Annotated in this window: 15 protein-coding genes, 1 tRNA gene and 1 pseudogene; 12 read left to right on the forward strand and 5 right to left on the reverse strand. The window is 54.1% G+C overall.

Annotation, left to right across the window (positions count from 1 at the left end; translation table 11 throughout):
* Positions 1–111: 111 nt before the first annotated feature.
* The 9 genes from ACR0KN_RS09045 (at position 112) to ACR0KN_RS09085 (ending at position 11,468) form a co-directional block, all read left to right on the forward strand.
* Positions 112–1,524, forward strand: a complete 1,413-nt coding sequence (locus ACR0KN_RS09045) for an amidohydrolase family protein (RefSeq protein ID WP_480434989.1) — start codon at positions 112–114, stop codon at positions 1,522–1,524.
* A 26-nt stretch (positions 1,525–1,550) separates the two neighbouring features.
* Complete coding sequence (locus tag ACR0KN_RS09050) at positions 1,551–2,315, forward strand: DUF3299 domain-containing protein (RefSeq protein WP_480652929.1); 765 nt, start codon at positions 1,551–1,553, stop codon at positions 2,313–2,315.
* The gene (locus ACR0KN_RS09055; protein ID WP_480652931.1) at positions 2,312–3,490 is read left to right on the forward strand and encodes a carbohydrate porin; all 1,179 of its coding nucleotides are present in this window, start codon (positions 2,312–2,314) and stop codon (positions 3,488–3,490) included. Before ACR0KN_RS09050 ends, ACR0KN_RS09055 begins: the two co-directional genes overlap by 4 nt.
* Before the next feature lie 69 nt (positions 3,491–3,559).
* A complete protein-coding gene (locus tag ACR0KN_RS09060) occupies positions 3,560–5,434 on the forward strand; it encodes an amidohydrolase family protein (RefSeq protein WP_480652933.1) in 1,875 nt (624 codons plus the stop codon).
* An 809-nt stretch (positions 5,435–6,243) separates the two neighbouring features.
* Positions 6,244–7,590, forward strand: coding sequence for a substrate-binding protein (locus ACR0KN_RS09065; RefSeq protein WP_170474534.1), 1,347 nt, complete (start codon positions 6,244–6,246; stop codon positions 7,588–7,590).
* A 106-nt stretch (positions 7,591–7,696) separates the two neighbouring features.
* On the forward strand, positions 7,697–8,728 hold the full coding sequence (locus tag ACR0KN_RS09070) for a branched-chain amino acid ABC transporter permease (RefSeq protein WP_170474536.1): 1,032 nt from the start codon (positions 7,697–7,699) through the stop codon (positions 8,726–8,728).
* 3 nt (positions 8,729–8,731) lie between these two features.
* On the forward strand, positions 8,732–9,937 hold the full coding sequence (locus tag ACR0KN_RS09075) for a branched-chain amino acid ABC transporter permease (protein ID WP_480652935.1): 1,206 nt from the start codon (positions 8,732–8,734) through the stop codon (positions 9,935–9,937).
* A gap of 10 nt (positions 9,938–9,947) precedes the next feature.
* Positions 9,948–10,703, forward strand: a complete 756-nt coding sequence (locus ACR0KN_RS09080; RefSeq protein ID WP_170685375.1) for an ABC transporter ATP-binding protein — start codon at positions 9,948–9,950, stop codon at positions 10,701–10,703.
* Between the two features lie 9 nt (positions 10,704–10,712).
* Complete coding sequence (locus tag ACR0KN_RS09085) at positions 10,713–11,468, forward strand: ABC transporter ATP-binding protein (protein WP_170474546.1); 756 nt, start codon at positions 10,713–10,715, stop codon at positions 11,466–11,468.
* Positions 11,469–11,879: 411 nt separating this feature from the next.
* On the opposite strand, the pseudogene ACR0KN_RS09090 reads toward ACR0KN_RS09085, so the two are convergent.
* The 3 genes and pseudogenes from ACR0KN_RS09090 to ACR0KN_RS09100 form a co-directional block, all read right to left on the reverse strand.
* Positions 11,880–12,062, reverse strand: a pseudogene (locus ACR0KN_RS09090) (DUF6538 domain-containing protein); the annotation flags it as partial.
* 146 nt (positions 12,063–12,208) lie between these two features.
* A tRNA-Val gene (locus ACR0KN_RS09095) sits at positions 12,209–12,284 on the reverse strand.
* 84 nt (positions 12,285–12,368) lie between these two features.
* Positions 12,369–13,622, reverse strand: coding sequence for an aminotransferase class V-fold PLP-dependent enzyme (locus ACR0KN_RS09100; protein WP_480652938.1), 1,254 nt, complete (start codon positions 13,620–13,622; stop codon positions 12,369–12,371).
* 189 nt (positions 13,623–13,811) lie between these two features.
* On the opposite strand from ACR0KN_RS09100, the gene modA reads away from it, so the two are divergent.
* The 3 genes from modA to modC are packed head-to-tail and all read left to right on the forward strand — an operon-like array spanning position 13,812 to position 16,349.
* Positions 13,812–14,564 (forward strand): molybdate ABC transporter substrate-binding protein, encoded by a 753-nt coding sequence (gene modA, locus ACR0KN_RS09105; RefSeq protein ID WP_319546229.1) that lies wholly within the window; start codon positions 13,812–13,814, stop codon positions 14,562–14,564.
* 4 nt (positions 14,565–14,568) lie between these two features.
* On the forward strand, positions 14,569–15,261 hold the full coding sequence (gene modB, locus ACR0KN_RS09110; protein WP_480652940.1) for a molybdate ABC transporter permease subunit: 693 nt from the start codon (positions 14,569–14,571) through the stop codon (positions 15,259–15,261).
* The gene (gene modC / locus ACR0KN_RS09115; RefSeq protein ID WP_480652942.1) at positions 15,258–16,349 is read left to right on the forward strand and encodes a molybdenum ABC transporter ATP-binding protein; all 1,092 of its coding nucleotides are present in this window, start codon (positions 15,258–15,260) and stop codon (positions 16,347–16,349) included. Before modB ends, modC begins: the two co-directional genes overlap by 4 nt.
* A gap of 3 nt (positions 16,350–16,352) precedes the next feature.
* On the opposite strand, the gene ACR0KN_RS09120 is transcribed toward modC, so the two are convergent.
* Positions 16,353–17,264, reverse strand: coding sequence for a Hint domain-containing protein (locus tag ACR0KN_RS09120; RefSeq protein WP_480652944.1), 912 nt, complete (start codon positions 17,262–17,264; stop codon positions 16,353–16,355).
* Between the two features lies 1 nt (position 17,265).
* A complete protein-coding gene (locus ACR0KN_RS09125; protein ID WP_480652946.1) occupies positions 17,266–17,778 on the reverse strand; it encodes a toxin-activating lysine-acyltransferase in 513 nt (170 codons plus the stop codon).
* Positions 17,779–17,812: the final 34 nt, after the last annotated feature.

The raw sequence follows: 17,812 nt of genomic DNA on the forward strand, positions 1-17,812 counted from the left end.
GTTTAGATTAGTTTTCCGCAGTGGCCAGTTTTTCAATCACATTCGAACATCTTAATTCAAAAGTGGCAACCGAGCCAAGGTATTCCAGACTACAGTTTGTAAAACATGAATATGAAGGGAGTACTTATGTCTGGTCTACGATTGTCCCTTTGCTCGACGGTAATTGTCGCTGCAGCTCTTTCTTTTTCAACGTCCGCACATGCTCAGGAACAAGAAGAACCCCAAACGCTATTTACCAACGTGCATGTCTTCGATGGCGTTAATGAACAGCGTATCGAGAATGCCAGCGTATTGGTCGAGGGCAATCTAATTAAGGCCGTATCAACCGATGCGATCGATGCCCCCAACGCTACGGTCATTGACGGAGAGGGGCGGACACTTACCCCCGGGTTTATTGAACTGCACGCGCACCTCATGCTGATGGGGCCGACGTTACCTGCGATGGAGGCCAACACAACCTGGGAGGACTTTGCCATACACGGTGCACGGATGGCCGAGATGTATCTGATGCAGGGGTTCACTACAGTGAGGGATGCAGGTGGGGCCAATGGTGGGCTTCGGCGGGCAATTGACTCAGGCCAGATCATTGGGCCCCGCCACTATGCCTCGGGTGCTTTCTTGGGAACTCGGGGTGGTCATGCAGATTTCGCCAATTTCACGGCGCCGCCCGGTTCTGAAACCAACATGAGCCGTCTGAATTTGGCTCAAGAAGTCGATAGCGTTGCTGATGTACATAAGTTTGGACGCAACAACTTTCGTATGGGCGCGACCCAGCTAAAATACATGCAATCCGGAGGCGTGGTTTCGGCGTTTGATCCATGGCAATTGCTCGCTGGTTCCCCCGAAGAAATCCGGGCCGCCGTGCAGGTGGCAAATGAGTATGGCAGCTATGTCATGGCGCATTCCTATCGTAAGGAGGCGATCATGAACGCGCTAGACGCGGGTGTGATGTCGATCGAACATGGCTTTTCGTTTGATTGTGAGATTGCCCAAGTCATGAACGAAAAAGGGGCATACATTACTACGAACCTGACTGCCTTTGATCCTGGATTGCTTGATATTCCTGCAGTGGCAAGCGTCCCGTCGAGCCTCGCCAAGGCAAAATCGGCTTCGGCCACTTTTGCGGGCTACATCGACAATATGAAGGAATGCCCGGTGAAGCGAGGGTTCCAGACCGACTGTGTTGGGTCTGTGGAGGCGTGCAATATCCAGATTGCCTATGAAAAACACCTGAACAATGAGTTCTTCGGACCCTACACGTCAATGGTCACGCTGACATCGACGGGTGGCGAGGTAGTCGCTCTGTCAGGTGACTTTATGAACCCGTATACCGCCGGGAAACTGGGCGTTATCGAGGAAGGAGCTTATGCGGATATCCTGCTAATCGACGGTAATCCACTTGAAGACTTCTCGGTTGTTGGCACAGGTGATCAGTGGTTCGGTGCCGATCCGAGGCCAGAAAGCCCAGATACGATCCGACTGATCATGAAGGACGGCGTCATCTATAAAAACACACTGGATTGACCTGTCCAAACAGTCGGAGAGTATTTATGCACCATTGGTTTCGCTCCTTAGTATTTGCAGGGTTGGTTTGGTGTGGTCATCCTGTCATGGCGACGCAAGGAACCGCGTTGGACTGGTCTGACCTGCCTGACCCGTCCGCGCAGGTCTTTGAAGACCCCTATCGCGAACTTAGCGCCGAACAATTCGACGATGTTCTTTACGTCGTACGGCTGCGCGGCAGGTTACAGCAGGATAGTGGCAGCGAAGAAGAGAGGCAGAAATGGCGGGAGCTTCTGACCGAGACTGAGGATGCCTTGGCGGCTGATGGGATTGATGTCGACTGGCTACTCGATCAACGAGAGATTGTGACGGAACGGCGAAGAAAGGCTGGAACAAACGGAAATCCGCAATTCGATGGTCAAACAATTACACTAGCGGGCTTCGCCATTCCCGCCCCGAGCGATCCTGACGGACGACCTGTAGCCTATTTGGTGCCAGAACGCGGGATGTGTAGCCACATGCCTCCACCTCCACCAAATCAGATGATCCGTGTGCGATTAAATGGCGATTGGACGCCCAGTTATTTTCATGAACCCGTAAGGCTAACGGGCACACTGAAGATTGATCCCACGATGCAAAACATGATGGTCGTGGATGGCCTTATGCCCATGAGTGCTACCTTCCAGTTGGAGACGGAGAAGGTCGAGACTCTGGAAACGGAGGCAGACAGGCTGGAATGGAAACAGCGCGCCGCTGATCGCATCCGAGCGGCGGGCGATCGCAAGACTGGCGGGGCAAAGGCGTCTGAATGATAAGATTTCTGGTTGCCGCATTGAGTATTGCCTTTGCTGGCGCAGCGTCGGCTCAGGGACTATCCGGGCCATCTTCGGTCGAAGCTGATCTAGAGCCCGGAGATGGGCTGACCGATCCGCAATACCGTTCCGATTTTCCACGCAATATCGCCCCGGGTTGGTTTCAGTGGAAAGACCGACTGGCCGAGGAAGGATTTCGCTTCAACATTGATTACTTGGCATTGGGCCAATCCACAAATGCTGATCTGGGAACCGGCGAAGCGGCCAGTGGGATTGCGCGTTTCTACGGTAGTTGGCAGGCAACCGAACGCGGCTCTCTGACATTCAAGATCGAAGATCGACACAGCTACACCGATGTCGCCCCACAGTTTTTGGGGCTGGATGGCGGAGCCCTTTCAATCACGGGAACAGCCTTCAACGATAATGGTCTGCTGCTAACCAATCTGTTCTGGTCCCAAAGGGCCGAGAACGGTTCGTGGACGCTGCAAGTTGGCCAGATTGATGTAACGGACTTTGTGGATATCTATGGGTTGGTCAGCCCCTACAGTGGCTTCCAAAACCTGTCTTTTAATACCAATCCGACTATTAACACGCCCAATCAAGGTCTTGGCATCGCCGGTGGGGTAAAGCTGAGCGAAAACTTCTACGCTGTTGCGAGCGTCTCAGACGCAAACGCCGACCCGTCTGATCCAAACTTTGATGTGTTTAGCGATGGCAATCTCTTCAAGTCACTCGAACTTGGTTACACCTCCGGCTTTGATCGCATTTACTTCGACAATATTCACCTGACCCTTTGGCATGCGGATGCAGCCGACGATGGCAGCCGTCCTGAAGATTATGGGGCCGCGTTCTCAGCGGCGTGGTTTGTTGGCAATAAATGGATGCCATTCTTTCGGGCAGGGGCCTCAAAAGGGACAGCGGCGCTTTATGATCGGTCCGTTTCTGCGGGTCTTGGCTACTACGGTCGCAATACCGATTTGGCCGGGCTGGGCCTGAACTGGGCCGAGGCAAGAGGCATAGACGGTGATCAGTTCACGCTCGAAGCATTCTACCGCTTTTCAATCTCGCCCGGACTGCAGATCACGCCATCACTGCAGTTCATTTCTGACCCGCTGCTGAACCCTACCCAGGATAGCATTACGCTGTTCGGTCTAAGAACCCGGATCGTATTCTAAAATGGGGCGAAAGCAGTCGCTAAAAATAACGAAACATTTAGTTTTGTCGATAAAAGGGAGGATCCGTCCATGCGCACCTTGTTTCTGGCGGGCATGTTGTCTGTTTTTTCGACACTATGCGCCGCGCAGACTTACGATGTCGTCATTCTCAACGGTCGGGTAATGGACCCGGAAACCGGGTTCGACCAGATTGCTAACGTTGGAATAAGCAACGGCTGGATCACTGCGATTACCGACGAAGATATTAACGGCAGCCAGTCTATCGATGCGACAGGGCACGTTGTGGCACCCGGATTTATCGACCTTGAGCAACACGGGTTGGACCCTTGGGGTATCAAAGTAAACCTTAGGGATGGCGTCACAACTCAAATGGATTTTGAGGTCGGAGCCGCTAACATTGATGAATGGTATGAGGCACGAGAGGGTTCAACGCAGGCAAATTATGGCACGGTGGTTGGACAAGAATTCGCACGGATGCGGGTCCATGACGGCCTCGTGCTTGAAGGTGGGGATATAGACTTCCGGAACTTCTTCGCACTGAGGGCGCAATCTGTGGAAGATGGCGTCGAGGGGTGGTCTTCTGTACCAAGCAACCGTGAGCAGATGAACGAAATCACTGCCCAGCTGGATGAGGGACTACGTCTTGGAGCACTCGGCGTGGGATCGACCATCGGCTACGCCCGCGAAGGTATTACAACCTATGAGATGTTCGAAGCGCAGCGGGCTGCGGCGCGTTACGGTAGATTGACCTCCGTCCATCACCGATTTCATCCCAGTGCTTCGACGCCGACAGAAACACAGACGGGTGTAAATGAAATCTTGGTCAATGCGATGGTGCTTGGCGCCCCGCTGCACATTCATCACGATAATGATTATGGGTGGTGGGAAAATCAGGAAAAGCTCCAGATGGCCCGCGACCAAGGTTACAACGTCTGGTCCAGCTACTATCCTTGGACTGCCGGGTCGGGAAACTACGGAGCTTCGATCATCGCCCCTGAAAACTGGGAAGGTTCGATGGGGTACAAATACGAAGACACTATCTTTGATCCCCAGCTCGATCGCTTCGTGACAAAAGACGAGTTTTTGAACTTCGCTGAGAATGAACCGGGACGGACAGCCATAGTTTTTAGCCCTCCAAGAGAGCAATGGCTGAATGATTGGATCACCATCGCAGGCTATGGCATCTCGGGCGACGGTATGGCCGGGCTAGACATCGAGGGCAACTTGATGAGTTGGGATGCTCCCTACGAAGACTATGCCGGGCATCCTCGGTCAGCAGGCAGCCACGCGCTTGTCTTGAGACTGGCTCGCGAAGCGAATGTGCCGCTTATGCTCACACTCACTCAGTTAAGTTACATCCATGCGAAGCGATTAGGTGACACAGGTTTGCGAGCAATGCAGGTGCGTGGGCGTATGCAAGAAGGCATGGTTGCGGACATTACGATTTTTGATCCGGAGACTGTGACCGAAAAGGCGAACTATACTCTCGGTCAGCAAGGTCTACCATCAGAAGGCATTCCGTACGTGCTCGTTAACGGAACCATTATTGTTAAGAACAGTGAAGTTCAGCGAGATGTTTATGCCGGACAGCCGATCCGGTTTCCAGTCAAGGAGAGCGGGCGTTTCGTTCCGGCTGGTCGCGAGCAGATCATGGGTATTCTCACGCCGGATACCGGCACGGCCCGTCCAACACTGCTCGATGACATCACAAATAGTGAAGCTAGTGTCGCGCCTGCCATGACACCGACTAATCAGTTTGCGTCGTTAGAGCCGACCGACCCTTTTGATTGGTTTACACCTCGCAACGGTCTAGATGACGGTGCCCTGTTCTTTTGCATCGTGCATGCTCGCTTCGAGGACCGTGCAACGGTAAAACATGATTATGCGAAGGCCATGATGTCCAAAACGGGCGGATTTAGAGGTGCTAGTCGCGTAAGACCTTGATACATCGCGGGGAAAGGATGGTGGGTGATGAGAGAGTCGAACTCCCGACATCTTCGGTGTAAACGAAGCGTTCTATCCCAATCCGCACATGCAGCTAAGTGCTGTATCCAACTGCCGCCACCAGCATCCTACTGTAAAGATGTCTCGTGTTGTCAGTAACTTGAGGCTTTCATAATCAATATCAAAGTACAAGTCGGTAAATGGACTCCAATCTAACCTGTGGTGCGCATAACGGTGGAATTGCCGCTCATGTGCAGTGGTGTTGCAGCGGTCGCTACGTGCCGTGGGGGGTACGGGGGCAACTGGCCACCCAGTGCGGGCTAGATACCGTCTCAAAAAAAACGTGCTGCAAATTTTCGTCCTGTCCAAAAGCCGACGTTCAAACGATCCGCAGCTAATGACAACCTCGAGCCCAGAGCAGAAAAATGGCAAAACTGGCTCTGTTGACCGCGGACAACTCGTGTCAGCGAGCGCCTAGTATCAAATTGGGAATTAAGAAATTGCCTTGCGCTTGCGACTTTGCCCCGGCTCGAGCTCACTAAAGCGTATGACACCACTCACGACAGAAAAATGAGGAAAAAAAGTTTGCATCTAATTATTTTGAATATAACAAGTTAGCACTATCTAGCTGCAGTGTATTTACAAGATACTTTCGCGTTTAGTGAACAAATTTACAAAATTTTGTTTTAAATCCAGTAATTTGTTGTGAAGTTTTCATTCGCCTTTCCATTATTGACTTGCACATAAGTGCGCTTTCGTCTGCTGGAAGAGGAGCCAGACGACGGAAGAAAGAGAAATGGGAGGAATTAATGACCAATAAACCGATCACACGCCGTGGCGTGTTGAAGTCTGGTGCCGTCGCAGGTACCGGTCTGGCCCTGCCTACGATCTTCACGGCTTCGTCGGCTGCTGCTTATACCAACGAACCTACCGGAGGGTCCGTAACCCTGGGCTTCAACGTTCCCCAGACTGGACCGTATGCTGAAGAGGGTAATGACGAGCTACTGGCGCAACAGTTGGCCGTCGAACATCTCAATGGTGAGGGAGATGGGGGTTGCTTGAATACCTTCACCTCGAAGGCGCTGAAAGGCAACGGTATCCTTGGCAAAAAGGTCGAGTTCGTCACAGGCGACACGCAGACCAAATCAGACGCTGCACGTGCATCTGCAAAGTCGATGATCGAAAAAGACGGCGCGATCATGATCAACGGCGGATCGTCCTCGGGCGTGGCTGTTGCGGTTCAAGGCCTTTGCCAAGAAGCAGGTGTGATCTTTATGGCTGGCCTGACTCATGCCAACGACACGACTGGCAAGGATAAAAAAGCCAATGGTTTCCGTCATTTCTTTAACGCGTATATGTCGGGCGCTGCACTTGCGCCGGTGCTGGCTGCCGAGATGGGCAAGGAACGCCGTGCTTATCACCTGACGGCCGACTACAACTGGGGCTGGACACAGGAAGAGTCGATCGTCGCGTCGACCGAAGCCTTGGGATGGGAAACGGTCAACACCGTCAAAACACCACTCGCTTCGACGGACTTCTCGTCCTATATCACCCCGGTATTGAACTCGGGTGCTGATGTTCTGGTTCTGAACCACTACGGCGGCAACATGGTGAACTCGCTCACCAACGCAATTCAGTTCGGCTTGCTCGACAAAGTTGCCAACGGCAAGGATTTCAAGATCGTCGTTCCGCTGTATTCGGAACTGATGGCCGCTGGTGCGGGCGAGAACATCAAGGGCGTGCTGGGTTCCATGAACTGGAACTGGCAGCTGCAAGATGAGGGCACCAAAGCATTCGTGAAGTCCTTTGGTGAAAAGTACGGCAAACCGCCGTCCAACTCTGCACAGACCTGCTATGCACAAGTTCTGCTTTATGCTGATGCCTGTGAGCGTGCTGGCACATTCAATCCGTGTGGCGTTGCTGAGGCTCTGGAGGACTTCGAGTTCGACGGTTTGGGCAACGGTCCGACTTGGTACCGTGGCGCGGACCACCAGTGCTTCAAAGACGTGTTGGTCGTTCGTGGCAACGAGAATCCGACCAACGCCTATGACACTCTGGAAATCGTCGAGATCACGCCACGTGCGCAGGTCGAATACGACCCCGAGCATCCGATGTTCGCCGGTGGTTCACTGGGTAAGTGTAACCCGGGCGCGTAAGTCCTCGTGTCTAAGTCTGGCTGCCGAACAGGCGGCCAGACATCTGCAACAGGGTTGATCCTGTTACGCCACTTAATTCACACTGACCAACCCTGAGGTGGGGCCAATGGACGCCATCCTATTGCAAATATTGAACGGTCTGGACAAAGGGTCGGCCTATGCGTTGATTGCGCTGGGGCTGACGCTCATTTTTGGAACGCTGGGTGTTGTGAACTTCGCACACGGCGCACTGTTCATGATCGGTGCGTTCTGTGCCGTTACTCTGCAAAAGCTCATGAACCTGAGCTTTGCCACCATCGACGAAAGCCAAACCGACTTTCTGGGCAACCCACTGAAGGTTGAAACACCTTATGTCGAGGCTTGGTTCGGCCCAGAGACCGGTGCGACGATCATCGATTGGTCTGTTCCTTTGGCTATCCTGTTTGCGATCCCGATCATGTTAGCAGTGGGCTATGTGATGGAACGCGGTTTGATTAAGCACTTCTACAAGCGCCCTCACGCCGACCAGATCCTCGTCACCTTTGGTCTGGCGATCGTGTTGCAGGAAATCGTGAAGTATTTCTTCGGCGCCAACCCAATCCAAACTCCAGCGCCTGACGCGCTGAGCGGTTCTATCGACCTTGGCACAATGATTGGATTTGACCCCAACGCAATAATCTATCCAATCTGGCGTTTGGTGTACTTCGGATTTGCCGTCGCGATTATCGGTGCTGTTTTCTCATTCCTGCAATTCACCACGTTCGGCATGGTCGTGCGCGCCGGAATGGCGGATCGTGAAACCGTAGGCTTGCTGGGTATCAATATCGACCGGCGCTTTACGATCATGTTCGGTATCGCTGCCTCAGTGGCCGGTTTGGCCGGTGTAATGTACGGGCCGCTAAACCCGCCAAATTATCACATGGGGATGGACTTTCTGGTCCTTAGCTTCGTCGTCGTTGTTGTTGGCGGCATGGGCTCGCTGCCCGGAGCCGTGCTGGCTGGCTTTCTGCTGGGCATCCTGGAAAGTTTTGCCTCGACGACCTGGGCCACCACGACAATTCCCGGGATCAATCAAATCATCATCTACCTTGTTGCCATCATTGTGCTTCTGACGCGCCCGCGCGGTTTGATGGGACGCAAAGGCGTGATGGAGGAATAATCGATGTTTGGACTGAACAAAAAAGACACCAGCCTTCTAATCATCGTCGGCCTTCTCACCCTTCTGGCCCCGTTCATCCTGAACCCGTTCCCAGAAGGCAGCGCCATGGCGCAGTTCAACGCGGGTTATCCGGACCTGATGCAGCGCTTTGTTATCTTTGGCATCTTTGCCATCGGGTTCAACATCCTGTTCGGCCTAACCGGATACCTGTCATTCGGTCACGCGGCTTTTTTAGGTGTCGGATCGTACTCAGCCGTGTGGATGTTCAAATTGCTGAGTTACAACATCATTCCGGCTATCGCGCTCAGCGTTGTGGTCGCCGGGGTATTCTCGCTGCTGATTGGGTATGTCAGTCTGCGCCGGTCCGGCATCTACTTTTCGATCCTGACTCTGGCCTTTGCGCAGATGAGTTTTGCATTAGCCTACTCTGTCTTGTCGAACCCCAAGTTCAATCTAACCAACGGGGAAACCGGTCTGCAGGTTTACGCAGACGATCCGCAAATCCTGCAGGGTGCCAACTCACCGGACCTGCCACATCTGTTCGGGCTGCCGATGCGCGCAACTTATACAATGGACGTCGGAGCGTGGAGCTTTGATTTTAACGCGGGATATTATCTTTGTGCGATAGTTATGATGGTGGTGTTCTACTTATCTATCCGCATCTTTCGCTCGCCTTTCGGCATGATGCTACGGGCTGTCAAATCGAACCAGCAGCGGATGAATTACACCGGCCTTAACTCGAAGCCGTACACACTGGCGGCGTTTGTTATCTCTGGTATGTACGCCGGTCTGGCTGGTGGCCTTATGGCCGCAATGGACCCGTTGGCAGGCGCTGAGCGTATGCAGTGGACCGCGTCGGGAGAGGTCGTTCTAATGACTATCCTCGGCGGCACGGGCACTTTGATAGGTCCAGTACTGGGTGCAGGCTTTATCAAGTACTTTGAGAATATCTTCTCGAAGATCAACGACAACGTGTTGCACAGTTGGTTTGCTTTCCTGCCCGACGGTTTGGAGGACGCGGTGGTTTTCGTGATCCATCCGTTCATCGGAAAAGGTTGGCATCTGACGCTTGGCATCCTCTTCATGCTTGTCGTTATCTACCTGCCGGGGGGCCTGGTTGAAGGTGGCCAGCGTTTGCTCAACCGGATCAAACGCAAGAAATCAAAAGCCGATGACGCAACGTCTGGCAAAACAGAACCGGCGGAATAAGGGGCGAGCCATGGCAATTCTAAGAGTCAAAGACGTTAGCAAGCGCTTCGGCGGCCTTAAGGCACTGACGGATGTAAACCTCAACGTCGAGGAAAACTCGGTTCACGCGATCATCGGGCCCAATGGTGCCGGCAAGTCGACTTTGCTGAATTGTCTGGTGGGCAAGCTCATGCCGGACACGGGAACCGTATTGTTCGACAACGCCTCGGTGTTGGGACTTGAACCTTTCCAGATCAACCAGATGGGTATTAGCCGTGTTTTTCAGACTCCAGAGATTTTTGGTGAACTGACAGTGATGGAGAACATGTTGATCCCTATTTTTGCTATGAGGGATGGCGTGTTCCGGATGCATGCGTATGAGACCATCGCCAACGAAAAGGCGATTGTTGAACAGGCTGAAGCGATGCTGGAAGAGATGAACATGGCTGACAAGCGCGAAATGCATGCAGCCTCGCTTTCACGTGGCGATAAGCGCCGACTCGAGATTGGCATGTGCCTCAGTCAGAATCCGCGGCTACTGCTGTTAGACGAACCTACCGCGGGTATGGCGAGGGCGGATACAAACAACACAATCGACTTGCTGAAACAAATTAAGGATGAGCGCGACATCACCATCGCAATCATTGAGCATGATATGCACGTCGTATTCAGCCTTGCCGAACGCATCACCGTTCTGGCGCAGGGAACACCCCTGGTTGAAGATACTCCGGAAAACATCCGCGGAAACCCCAAGGTTCGCGAGGCCTATCTAGGCGAGGCTGCGTAAGGAAAACCTATGAACGAGAAACCTGACTTTTCGAAAAATGCCAATATGGCCAGCACTGCGCCTGCGTTTCTCTCCGTTTGGGATATGCACTCCTACTACGGCGAAAGCTATATCGTTCAAGGCGTCAGTTTCAACGTGCACGAAGGCGAGATTCTTGCTCTTCTTGGGCGTAACGGTGCCGGAAAAACCTCAACACTTCGTTCGATTGCGAGAGTTGGAGAGCCTGAAGTAAGACATGGCGAAATCTGGCTAGACCACAAGCCGCTACACAAAATGACAAGCTACGAGGCGGCGGCAGCTGGTCTTGGTCTGGTACCAGAAGACAGGCGAATAATTCCTGGCCTGACCGTCGAAGAAAACCTGCAGCTTGCTCAGATTGCACCGCCAATCGGATGGTCACTGGAACGGCTTTACGAGTTGTTTCCGCGTTTGGGAGAGCGCAGAAAACAAGAAGGAATTACACTGTCAGGCGGCGAACAACAAATGCTGTCAATCGCCAGAGCCTTGGCGAGGGACATCAAAGTCTTACTTTTGGATGAACCGTATGAGGGATTGGCTCCTGTCATTGTAGATGAAATCGAAAAGACCCTTACTCACGTTAAGCAACAGGGTATGACAACGATAATTGTTGAGCAGAATGCCGTGCGCGCTTTGGAGTTAGCGGACCGTGCGATCATACTAGATACCGGAACCATTGTATTTGATGGTACAGCGAAAGAAGTACTTGAAGACACCAACCTTCGTGAGGAATATCTAGCGATCTAACCCGCATAGTTCTTACTTATCGGGCCAAAAAGACAAGTTAATAACGTGTCCGATGCACCTGTTTGCTTCGGTTGTAAGTCTACTGATTTACGCGAGAAGAACAAACTCGAACCATGCAGTCGAGTAATACAATCCGGTGGTCGAAGACCTGACAAACCTTTCATATTCAGGAATTTTTTTGTCCACTTTGTTCGCGGAACGGAAATTCGATTCAAACTCAGCAAAGCTCGGCTTTGCCTTTTTACCAGATTCCTCGCTTACGTTGCGGCCTGAACCACTCTTAGAACCTACCTTATCTAAAGAAGACAGATACAAAGTCGTACGGGCGAGGCTTACGCCCCGCCGTTTGGTAGGTTATCTCGTTTCAAAGAGGTTGCAGGTTGCGGTAGTGACATAGTTCGATGAGGTGCTCTAAAGATCGGGCTCCCGATTCGGATAATTGGGGCGAACTGGCCGAGACGGTGTTTGTCCTTCAAGGATTTCCTCAAGGACATTTGGACGACGTTTCAAGGCTTCGGCTAGGTCCTGAGTTCCCAATCCTTTGACAATCTCTCGTTTGCCAACAATTCCTTGGTAATCAGTTGGTACAGCTACCCTGAGAGCGTACCCTTAACCTCTGGGGAACAACCCTCTGGGCAGTCCAACACGGTTTTGAGGTTTCGATTCCCGTACATTTATCCTCAATTAGTCTCCAAGTTCTCGTTACAAGACCCTGAGCAAGCCATCAAAATTGAGGGGGATGGTGGGTGATGAGAGACTCGAACTCCCGACATCTTCGGTGTAAACGAAGCGCTCTACCAACTGAGCTAATCACCCGTGAGGGCTCATGTAGCTAAGCCCGTGCGCGGGCGCAAGAGGGTAGGGCACAATTTCTTCTGCAAATTTGTACCGCGCTGCAGATCAGGGTTTCATGTCCTTGAGAGCGGCCAAAAGCTGCGCGACCTCATGTTCGGTGTTGTAGTGGCACAGCGAGATGCGGATACAGTCGTTCAGGCCTAAAGGTGTCAGCACATTGCCGCTGTAGTGGTCCGCTTTTCGGGTATGGGTGCGGATGCCTTGTTGGTTCAGCCGGGTCACCACATCCGCCGACGGAAAATCCTCGACAGTGATCGACACCAGCCCCTCGCGCGCGGGATTATCAGCACCAGCCAGGATCGTGATATGGTCCATATCGCTCAGACCGGGCAGGTTGCCTGTACCGTTGATCATAACATTGGTCAGGTGTGTTTCGTAGGCATGTATCGCATGGCCGGCGGCGCGGATGCGGTCCCTGCGATCGGTTTCCTCCGAGACCTGTCCGCCGAGCCAGTCGAAATAGCCGACCACGTCGGTCATCGCGGCGTATGAGCCGGTGTCTCTAGTGCCAAATTCCCATCCGTTTGCAGGGGCGTCGATCAGCTGGTCGTGCGGCAGGGCAGTTAAGCGGTCCGAGATCCAGGCGATGCCATAACCATGACGTGAGAACACTTTGTAGGGCGAGATAGCATAGCCATCGACGTCGTAGCTATCGATATCCATCTGGCCATGGGCTGCGTGCTGAATGCCGTCGACGATTATGAAGCAATCGGGTGCGACAGCGCGGATGACACGCGCTATGGCGGCCACATCCATCCCCATGCCCGTTACAGGCGAGGCGTGCAGGATCGTGGCGACGGCCACATCCGGGGTCATCAGCGCAGCATAGTCTTTGGCGGTGACAAGGCCTGTTACGTCGTCATGGGGCACATTGACATAGTCAAGGCCGGCGATTTCAGCCCATCTGCGTGCGGCGCTGCGACTTGCGGGGTGTTCGATGGAGCTGCCGATCACCTTACCCCCCTTCGGTGCATTCACGCAGGCCGTGCGGATCATGCGGAACAGCAGCTCTGTCCCGCTTTCGCCGACAAAGAACTGACCTTCCGAGGCGTTCATGAAGACAGACAAATCTGCCTTCGCACGGTTGATGATATCGATCAGCGCATGACTGGCGACGTTGTCCCGCCCCTGATTATCCGGGATCGCAGCGAATTTGGCCGAGGTGTCGATCACCGTATTCAGGGTCAGTGCACCGCCTGCATTTTCAAAGAAAATGCGTGGCCCCTGAAACGGGCAGGCGTCGACATGGGCAAAGCGTGAGCGGATTTCTTGAATCAGTCCGGGGGTCTGGTGCAGCATGTTCAACGGTTCCTGTCTTGGTTTGGCTCACATCAGCCTGAATGCCTGCCGGGTTCAATCCCAATTGCGACAGAAACGCGTGTCGTAGTCGAACCAGATGTCTCCTTGCGCCGGGAAAGGGCCTTGCCTGCCCCGTGTCGCCTCCGATATGCCCAGAGAGACTGCAACCCTTTGAACCGGAGGCACAAGATGCGCTGTCTGATTGCGGCTCTGGCGTTATGCACGCTGATCGCAGCTCCGGTTCGGGCCGAGGGGGTGCTGGTCTTTGCTGCGGCCAGCCTCAAGACCGCACTGGATGCCATCGCACCTGGGTTTGAGGAAGAATCCGGGCACAGTGTCACGGTGTCTTACGCCGCTTCATCGGTATTGGCGCGGCAGATTCAGGTTGGGGCCCCTGCAGATCTGTTCATCTCGGCCAATGAAGAGTGGATGGATGTGCTGCAAAGCGAAGATTTGATCGATACTGTTTCACGGGTGGACTTGCTAAGCAACGGGTTGGTGCTGATTGGCGCGCCGAGTTCGGAAGCCGCCGAAATTGGAGCTGGGTTTGATCTGCTCTCCCAGTTGGATGGGGGTTATCTGGCGTTGGCATTGGTCGATGCCGTTCCTGCAGGTATCTATGGCAAGGCTGCATTGCAGGGTTTGGGCATGTGGAACGAAGTACAGGACCAGATCGCACAGACAGATAATGTTCGCGCAGCACTGGCGCTGGTGGCGACGGGTGCTGCACCGCTGGGAATTGTGTATCGTTCAGATGCAATTGCCGAGGATCGGGTGGGTGTGATCGGAACAATCCCGCCTGAGCATTATCCGACAATTGTCTACCCTGCAGCCCTGACCCGCACCGCAAATCCAGATGCGCAGGCATTTCTGACCTATCTGCAAGGAGAAACCGCGCAGGCAGAGTTTCTGAGGCAGGGTTTCACCCTGCCGGACGGGTGACGAGATGGGGTGGTTGGGACCAGCAGAGATCGAGGCGTTGCAGCTGTCGTTGCGCGTGTCACTCTGGGCGACGCTAATAACGCTGCCATTCGGAATCTTCGTGGCCTACGCCTTGGCGCGTTGGCGCTTTCCAGGGCGGCAAGTGTTGAATGGTCTGGTGCATTTGCCGCTGATCCTACCTCCGGTGGTAACCGGCTATCTGTTGCTGCTGACATTCGGCATTCAGGGGCCGCTGGGTGGGCCGTTGGCCGAGCTTGGTATCGTTTTCGCATTCCGCTGGACCGGTGCGGCGCTTGCAGCTGGGATCATGGCCTTTCCACTGATGGTGCGCGCGATCCGTTTGTCGATTGAGGCGGTGGATCCCAAACTGGAGCAGGCCGGGGCCACGTTGGGTGCGTCGCGTCTGATGGTCTTTGGAACGGTGACGCTGCCGATGATCCTGCCTGGGGTTATCGCAGGCGCAATACTGGCCTTTGCCAAAGCGATGGGAGAGTTCGGGGCCACGATCACTTTTGTTTCAAACATACCGGGCCAGACCCAGACTCTGCCTTCCGCCGTCTATGCGTTTTTGCAGGTGCCCGGGGGTGAGGCGGCGGCGACGCGGTTAGTGATCATTTCGATCATAATCGCCATGGGGGCGCTGCTCTTGTCAGAATATGTCGGCCGCCGTGTGGCCAAACGGGTGTCTGGGTCATGAGTCTGTCTGTTCGCATGCAACATAATCTGCCGGGTATTGCGCTCGATTTGGATTTTGAAGCGCCTCCGGGTGTCACAGTCCTTTTTGGGCGCTCGGGTTCCGGGAAGACCACGGTGGTCAATGCCGTAGCCGGGTTGCTGCGTCCCCAAGCGGGGCGTGTTGCAGTGGGTGATTGGGTTTTGTTCGACACGGATTGCGGGGTTTGGTTGCCGCCACATCGGCGGCGATTGGGATACATCTTTCAGGAAGGCCGATTGTTCCCGCATCTGACTGTGCGTCAGAATCTGAACTATGGTCGTTGGTTTGCCCCGCGTGGAGTACAGCGCGAAAGCCCGGATCGCGTGATCGAGATGTTGGGCATCGGCCACCTGCTGGATCGGCGCCCGGCTATGCTGTCGGGCGGTGAGAAACAGCGCGTTGCCATTGGCCGCGCCTTGTTGGCCAGCCCGCGCCTGATTCTTGCAGACGAGCCCTTGGCGGCGCTTGACGATGCGAGGAAGGCGGAAATCCTGCCCTATTTTGAACGGTTAAGGGATGAGGTCTCGGTTCCAATCCTCTATGTAACACATTCGGCGGCCGAGGTTGCGCGGTTGGCGACATCGGTCGTGGCGCTTCAGGATGGGCAGGTGGTACGCTTTGGCCCTGCGTCCGAAGTGCTGGCCGACCCATCAGTTGCCCCCGCCGGTGTGCGCGCCGTGGGTGCGGTGCTAAGCGTTCGCGTGGCGGCTCATCACGATGATGGTTTATCTGAATTGGACGCAGGCGGGGCGCGGTTGTTCCTGCCGCGCATTGCGCACCGGATCGGCGAAGACCTGCGTATCCGTATCCCGGCGCAAGAGGTGATCTTGTCGAACAAACCACCAGAAGGGCTGTCAGCCCTGAACGTGCTTTCCGGGCAGGTCGAAACGATCCGATCAGGCGAAGGGCCGGGTGCCATTGTGTCGGTCAACACACCTGCTGGGATTGTTCTGGCCCGCGTGACCCGACGCTCGGTCGCGGCCTTGGGATTGCAGCAGGGCAGCAGTTGCTATGCGGTGATCAAGACTGTCGCACTGGCCCCACAAGATGTTGGTGGGCGGGTCGTCTAAGGATTAGGCAAGTGCGCGCGCCTCATGCTCGCGCAGGATAAGGCGCGCGGCATTTCCGAATCCGTTGTGTTCGTCTGTCGCGCGGTCGGGGAAAATCTCGACGAGTTCTTGCAATGCGTCAGACGAAAGCGTGTAAAGGGTTTCTTCCCCCAGAAATAGGCTTTCAGCTGGCGCCCCTTCGGCGGTTAGAATCTCGTGCCTGTCCAAAAGGATATGCAAATACTCGACAGGCTGGTCGCTTGTTTCGATATTGATGCCCGGCCAGGAGCAAAGGTGTTTTGCGGCGACCAGTACTTCGGGCGCACCAAATAGCATCTGGACCTTGGGACCACTTATCAGAATTCGATGCTGTTGAGAGACCAGAAGGTCACGGGATGGTATATCTGGCCCAAGACTGCCTGCAGTAAGCCGCACCGGTCGCATTGAAGGGTTCGCACGTAATCGCCCACGGTCCAATCGGCTGCTTTCGATCCAGCGGATGGGCTGCAAGCCGTGATCGGCGGTCAACACTTCGTCATTCACCTGAAGGGTTTCGATCGGTTGCGAACCGACTTCAGTCTCGATCAACGTTCCTGCAGTAAAACACACACCTTCAATTGTGATGGTGATATCGGTTGTTTCCGGAGCTGCATTAAAATTAAAGCCGAAGACGCTGACGACGGCGTTGACTTCAACCGTGAACGTATCGGTGACGATTTCGCCATTATCCAAACTGTCGAAAAAGGTAGGGTCGACCGTATAGGTCCATTCGCCTGTAGCTGGATCTATGCTGGCTGTCCCGTGATCGGGGGGCGTCTGGATCGACCAGTCCTGCGAGACGATGGTGGCACCGCTGGTAATATCAAGATCACCGGTTGCCACATTCGGTGGATCATCTGTCACCGAACCTGTTGTATCGCCGACTATCGAGACCATGTTATGATCCCTCCTGCTCTAGCACTCGCGCGAATTCATTTTTTCTGTAAAGGCGCATGTGCACCTCAGCGTTCTGGTCACGGGTCCATTCGACGATTCGGTTTCGGGTCAGGTCGCTGTCCATCCGGTTAGTGCGCACCCTGGGATGCGGGATCTCGCGTTTCAGCATCTCGACAATTTGGTTGGTCTGACCAAACGGAGCGACCATGTCGATGATCCAGAAAGACGTACCGCTGGTGAAATCGGCGTCATTCAACGGCTGTTCCTGTACCGCATAGCGATGTTCGGCTTCAGGGCTTAGACCGGCGAAAGTCACAAACCCGCGCGGAAATCCGTTTTGCCGAAAGATATGATACTGCCCCAGACGCAAGGGCGTTTCAAAAGCATAAAGCGCCTGACCTAAGTTGCGATCCCGATGTGTTTTGGTCAGTGCCGCGAGATAAAACACTGCACCGAAATCGGCGTATTTTTCAGGAGAAATATCGAACCAGTCATTTGGAAATGACGTCTGCACGGGTCACTCTGGAAACTAAGGTTCCTTAGATCAT

The organism is Ruegeria sp. AP7 (assembly GCF_056539905.1).

What these genes read in the sequence shown, in the direction of transcription:
- ACR0KN_RS09045 (WP_480434989.1), top strand. Translation starts at nt 112, where the DNA reads ATGAAGGGAGTACTTATGTCTGGTCTACGATTGTCCCTTTGCTCGACG.
- ACR0KN_RS09050 (WP_480652929.1), top strand. Translation starts at nt 1,551, where the DNA reads ATGCACCATTGGTTTCGCTCCTTAGTATTTGCAGGGTTGGTTTGGTGT.
- ACR0KN_RS09055 (WP_480652931.1), top strand. Translation starts at nt 2,312, where the DNA reads ATGATAAGATTTCTGGTTGCCGCATTGAGTATTGCCTTTGCTGGCGCA.
- ACR0KN_RS09060 (WP_480652933.1), top strand. Translation starts at nt 3,560, where the DNA reads ATGCGCACCTTGTTTCTGGCGGGCATGTTGTCTGTTTTTTCGACACTA.
- ACR0KN_RS09065 (WP_170474534.1), top strand. Translation starts at nt 6,244, where the DNA reads ATGACCAATAAACCGATCACACGCCGTGGCGTGTTGAAGTCTGGTGCC.
- ACR0KN_RS09070 (WP_170474536.1), top strand. Translation starts at nt 7,697, where the DNA reads ATGGACGCCATCCTATTGCAAATATTGAACGGTCTGGACAAAGGGTCG.
- ACR0KN_RS09075 (WP_480652935.1), top strand. Translation starts at nt 8,732, where the DNA reads ATGTTTGGACTGAACAAAAAAGACACCAGCCTTCTAATCATCGTCGGC.
- ACR0KN_RS09080 (WP_170685375.1), top strand. Translation starts at nt 9,948, where the DNA reads ATGGCAATTCTAAGAGTCAAAGACGTTAGCAAGCGCTTCGGCGGCCTT.
- ACR0KN_RS09085 (WP_170474546.1), top strand. Translation starts at nt 10,713, where the DNA reads ATGAACGAGAAACCTGACTTTTCGAAAAATGCCAATATGGCCAGCACT.
- ACR0KN_RS09100 (WP_480652938.1), bottom strand. Translation starts at nt 13,622, where the DNA reads ATGCTGCACCAGACCCCCGGACTGATTCAAGAAATCCGCTCACGCTTT.
- modA (WP_319546229.1), top strand. Translation starts at nt 13,812, where the DNA reads ATGCGCTGTCTGATTGCGGCTCTGGCGTTATGCACGCTGATCGCAGCT.
- modB (WP_480652940.1), top strand. Translation starts at nt 14,569, where the DNA reads ATGGGGTGGTTGGGACCAGCAGAGATCGAGGCGTTGCAGCTGTCGTTG.
- modC (WP_480652942.1), top strand. Translation starts at nt 15,258, where the DNA reads ATGAGTCTGTCTGTTCGCATGCAACATAATCTGCCGGGTATTGCGCTC.
- ACR0KN_RS09120 (WP_480652944.1), bottom strand. Translation starts at nt 17,264, where the DNA reads ATGGTCTCGATAGTCGGCGATACAACAGGTTCGGTGACAGATGATCCA.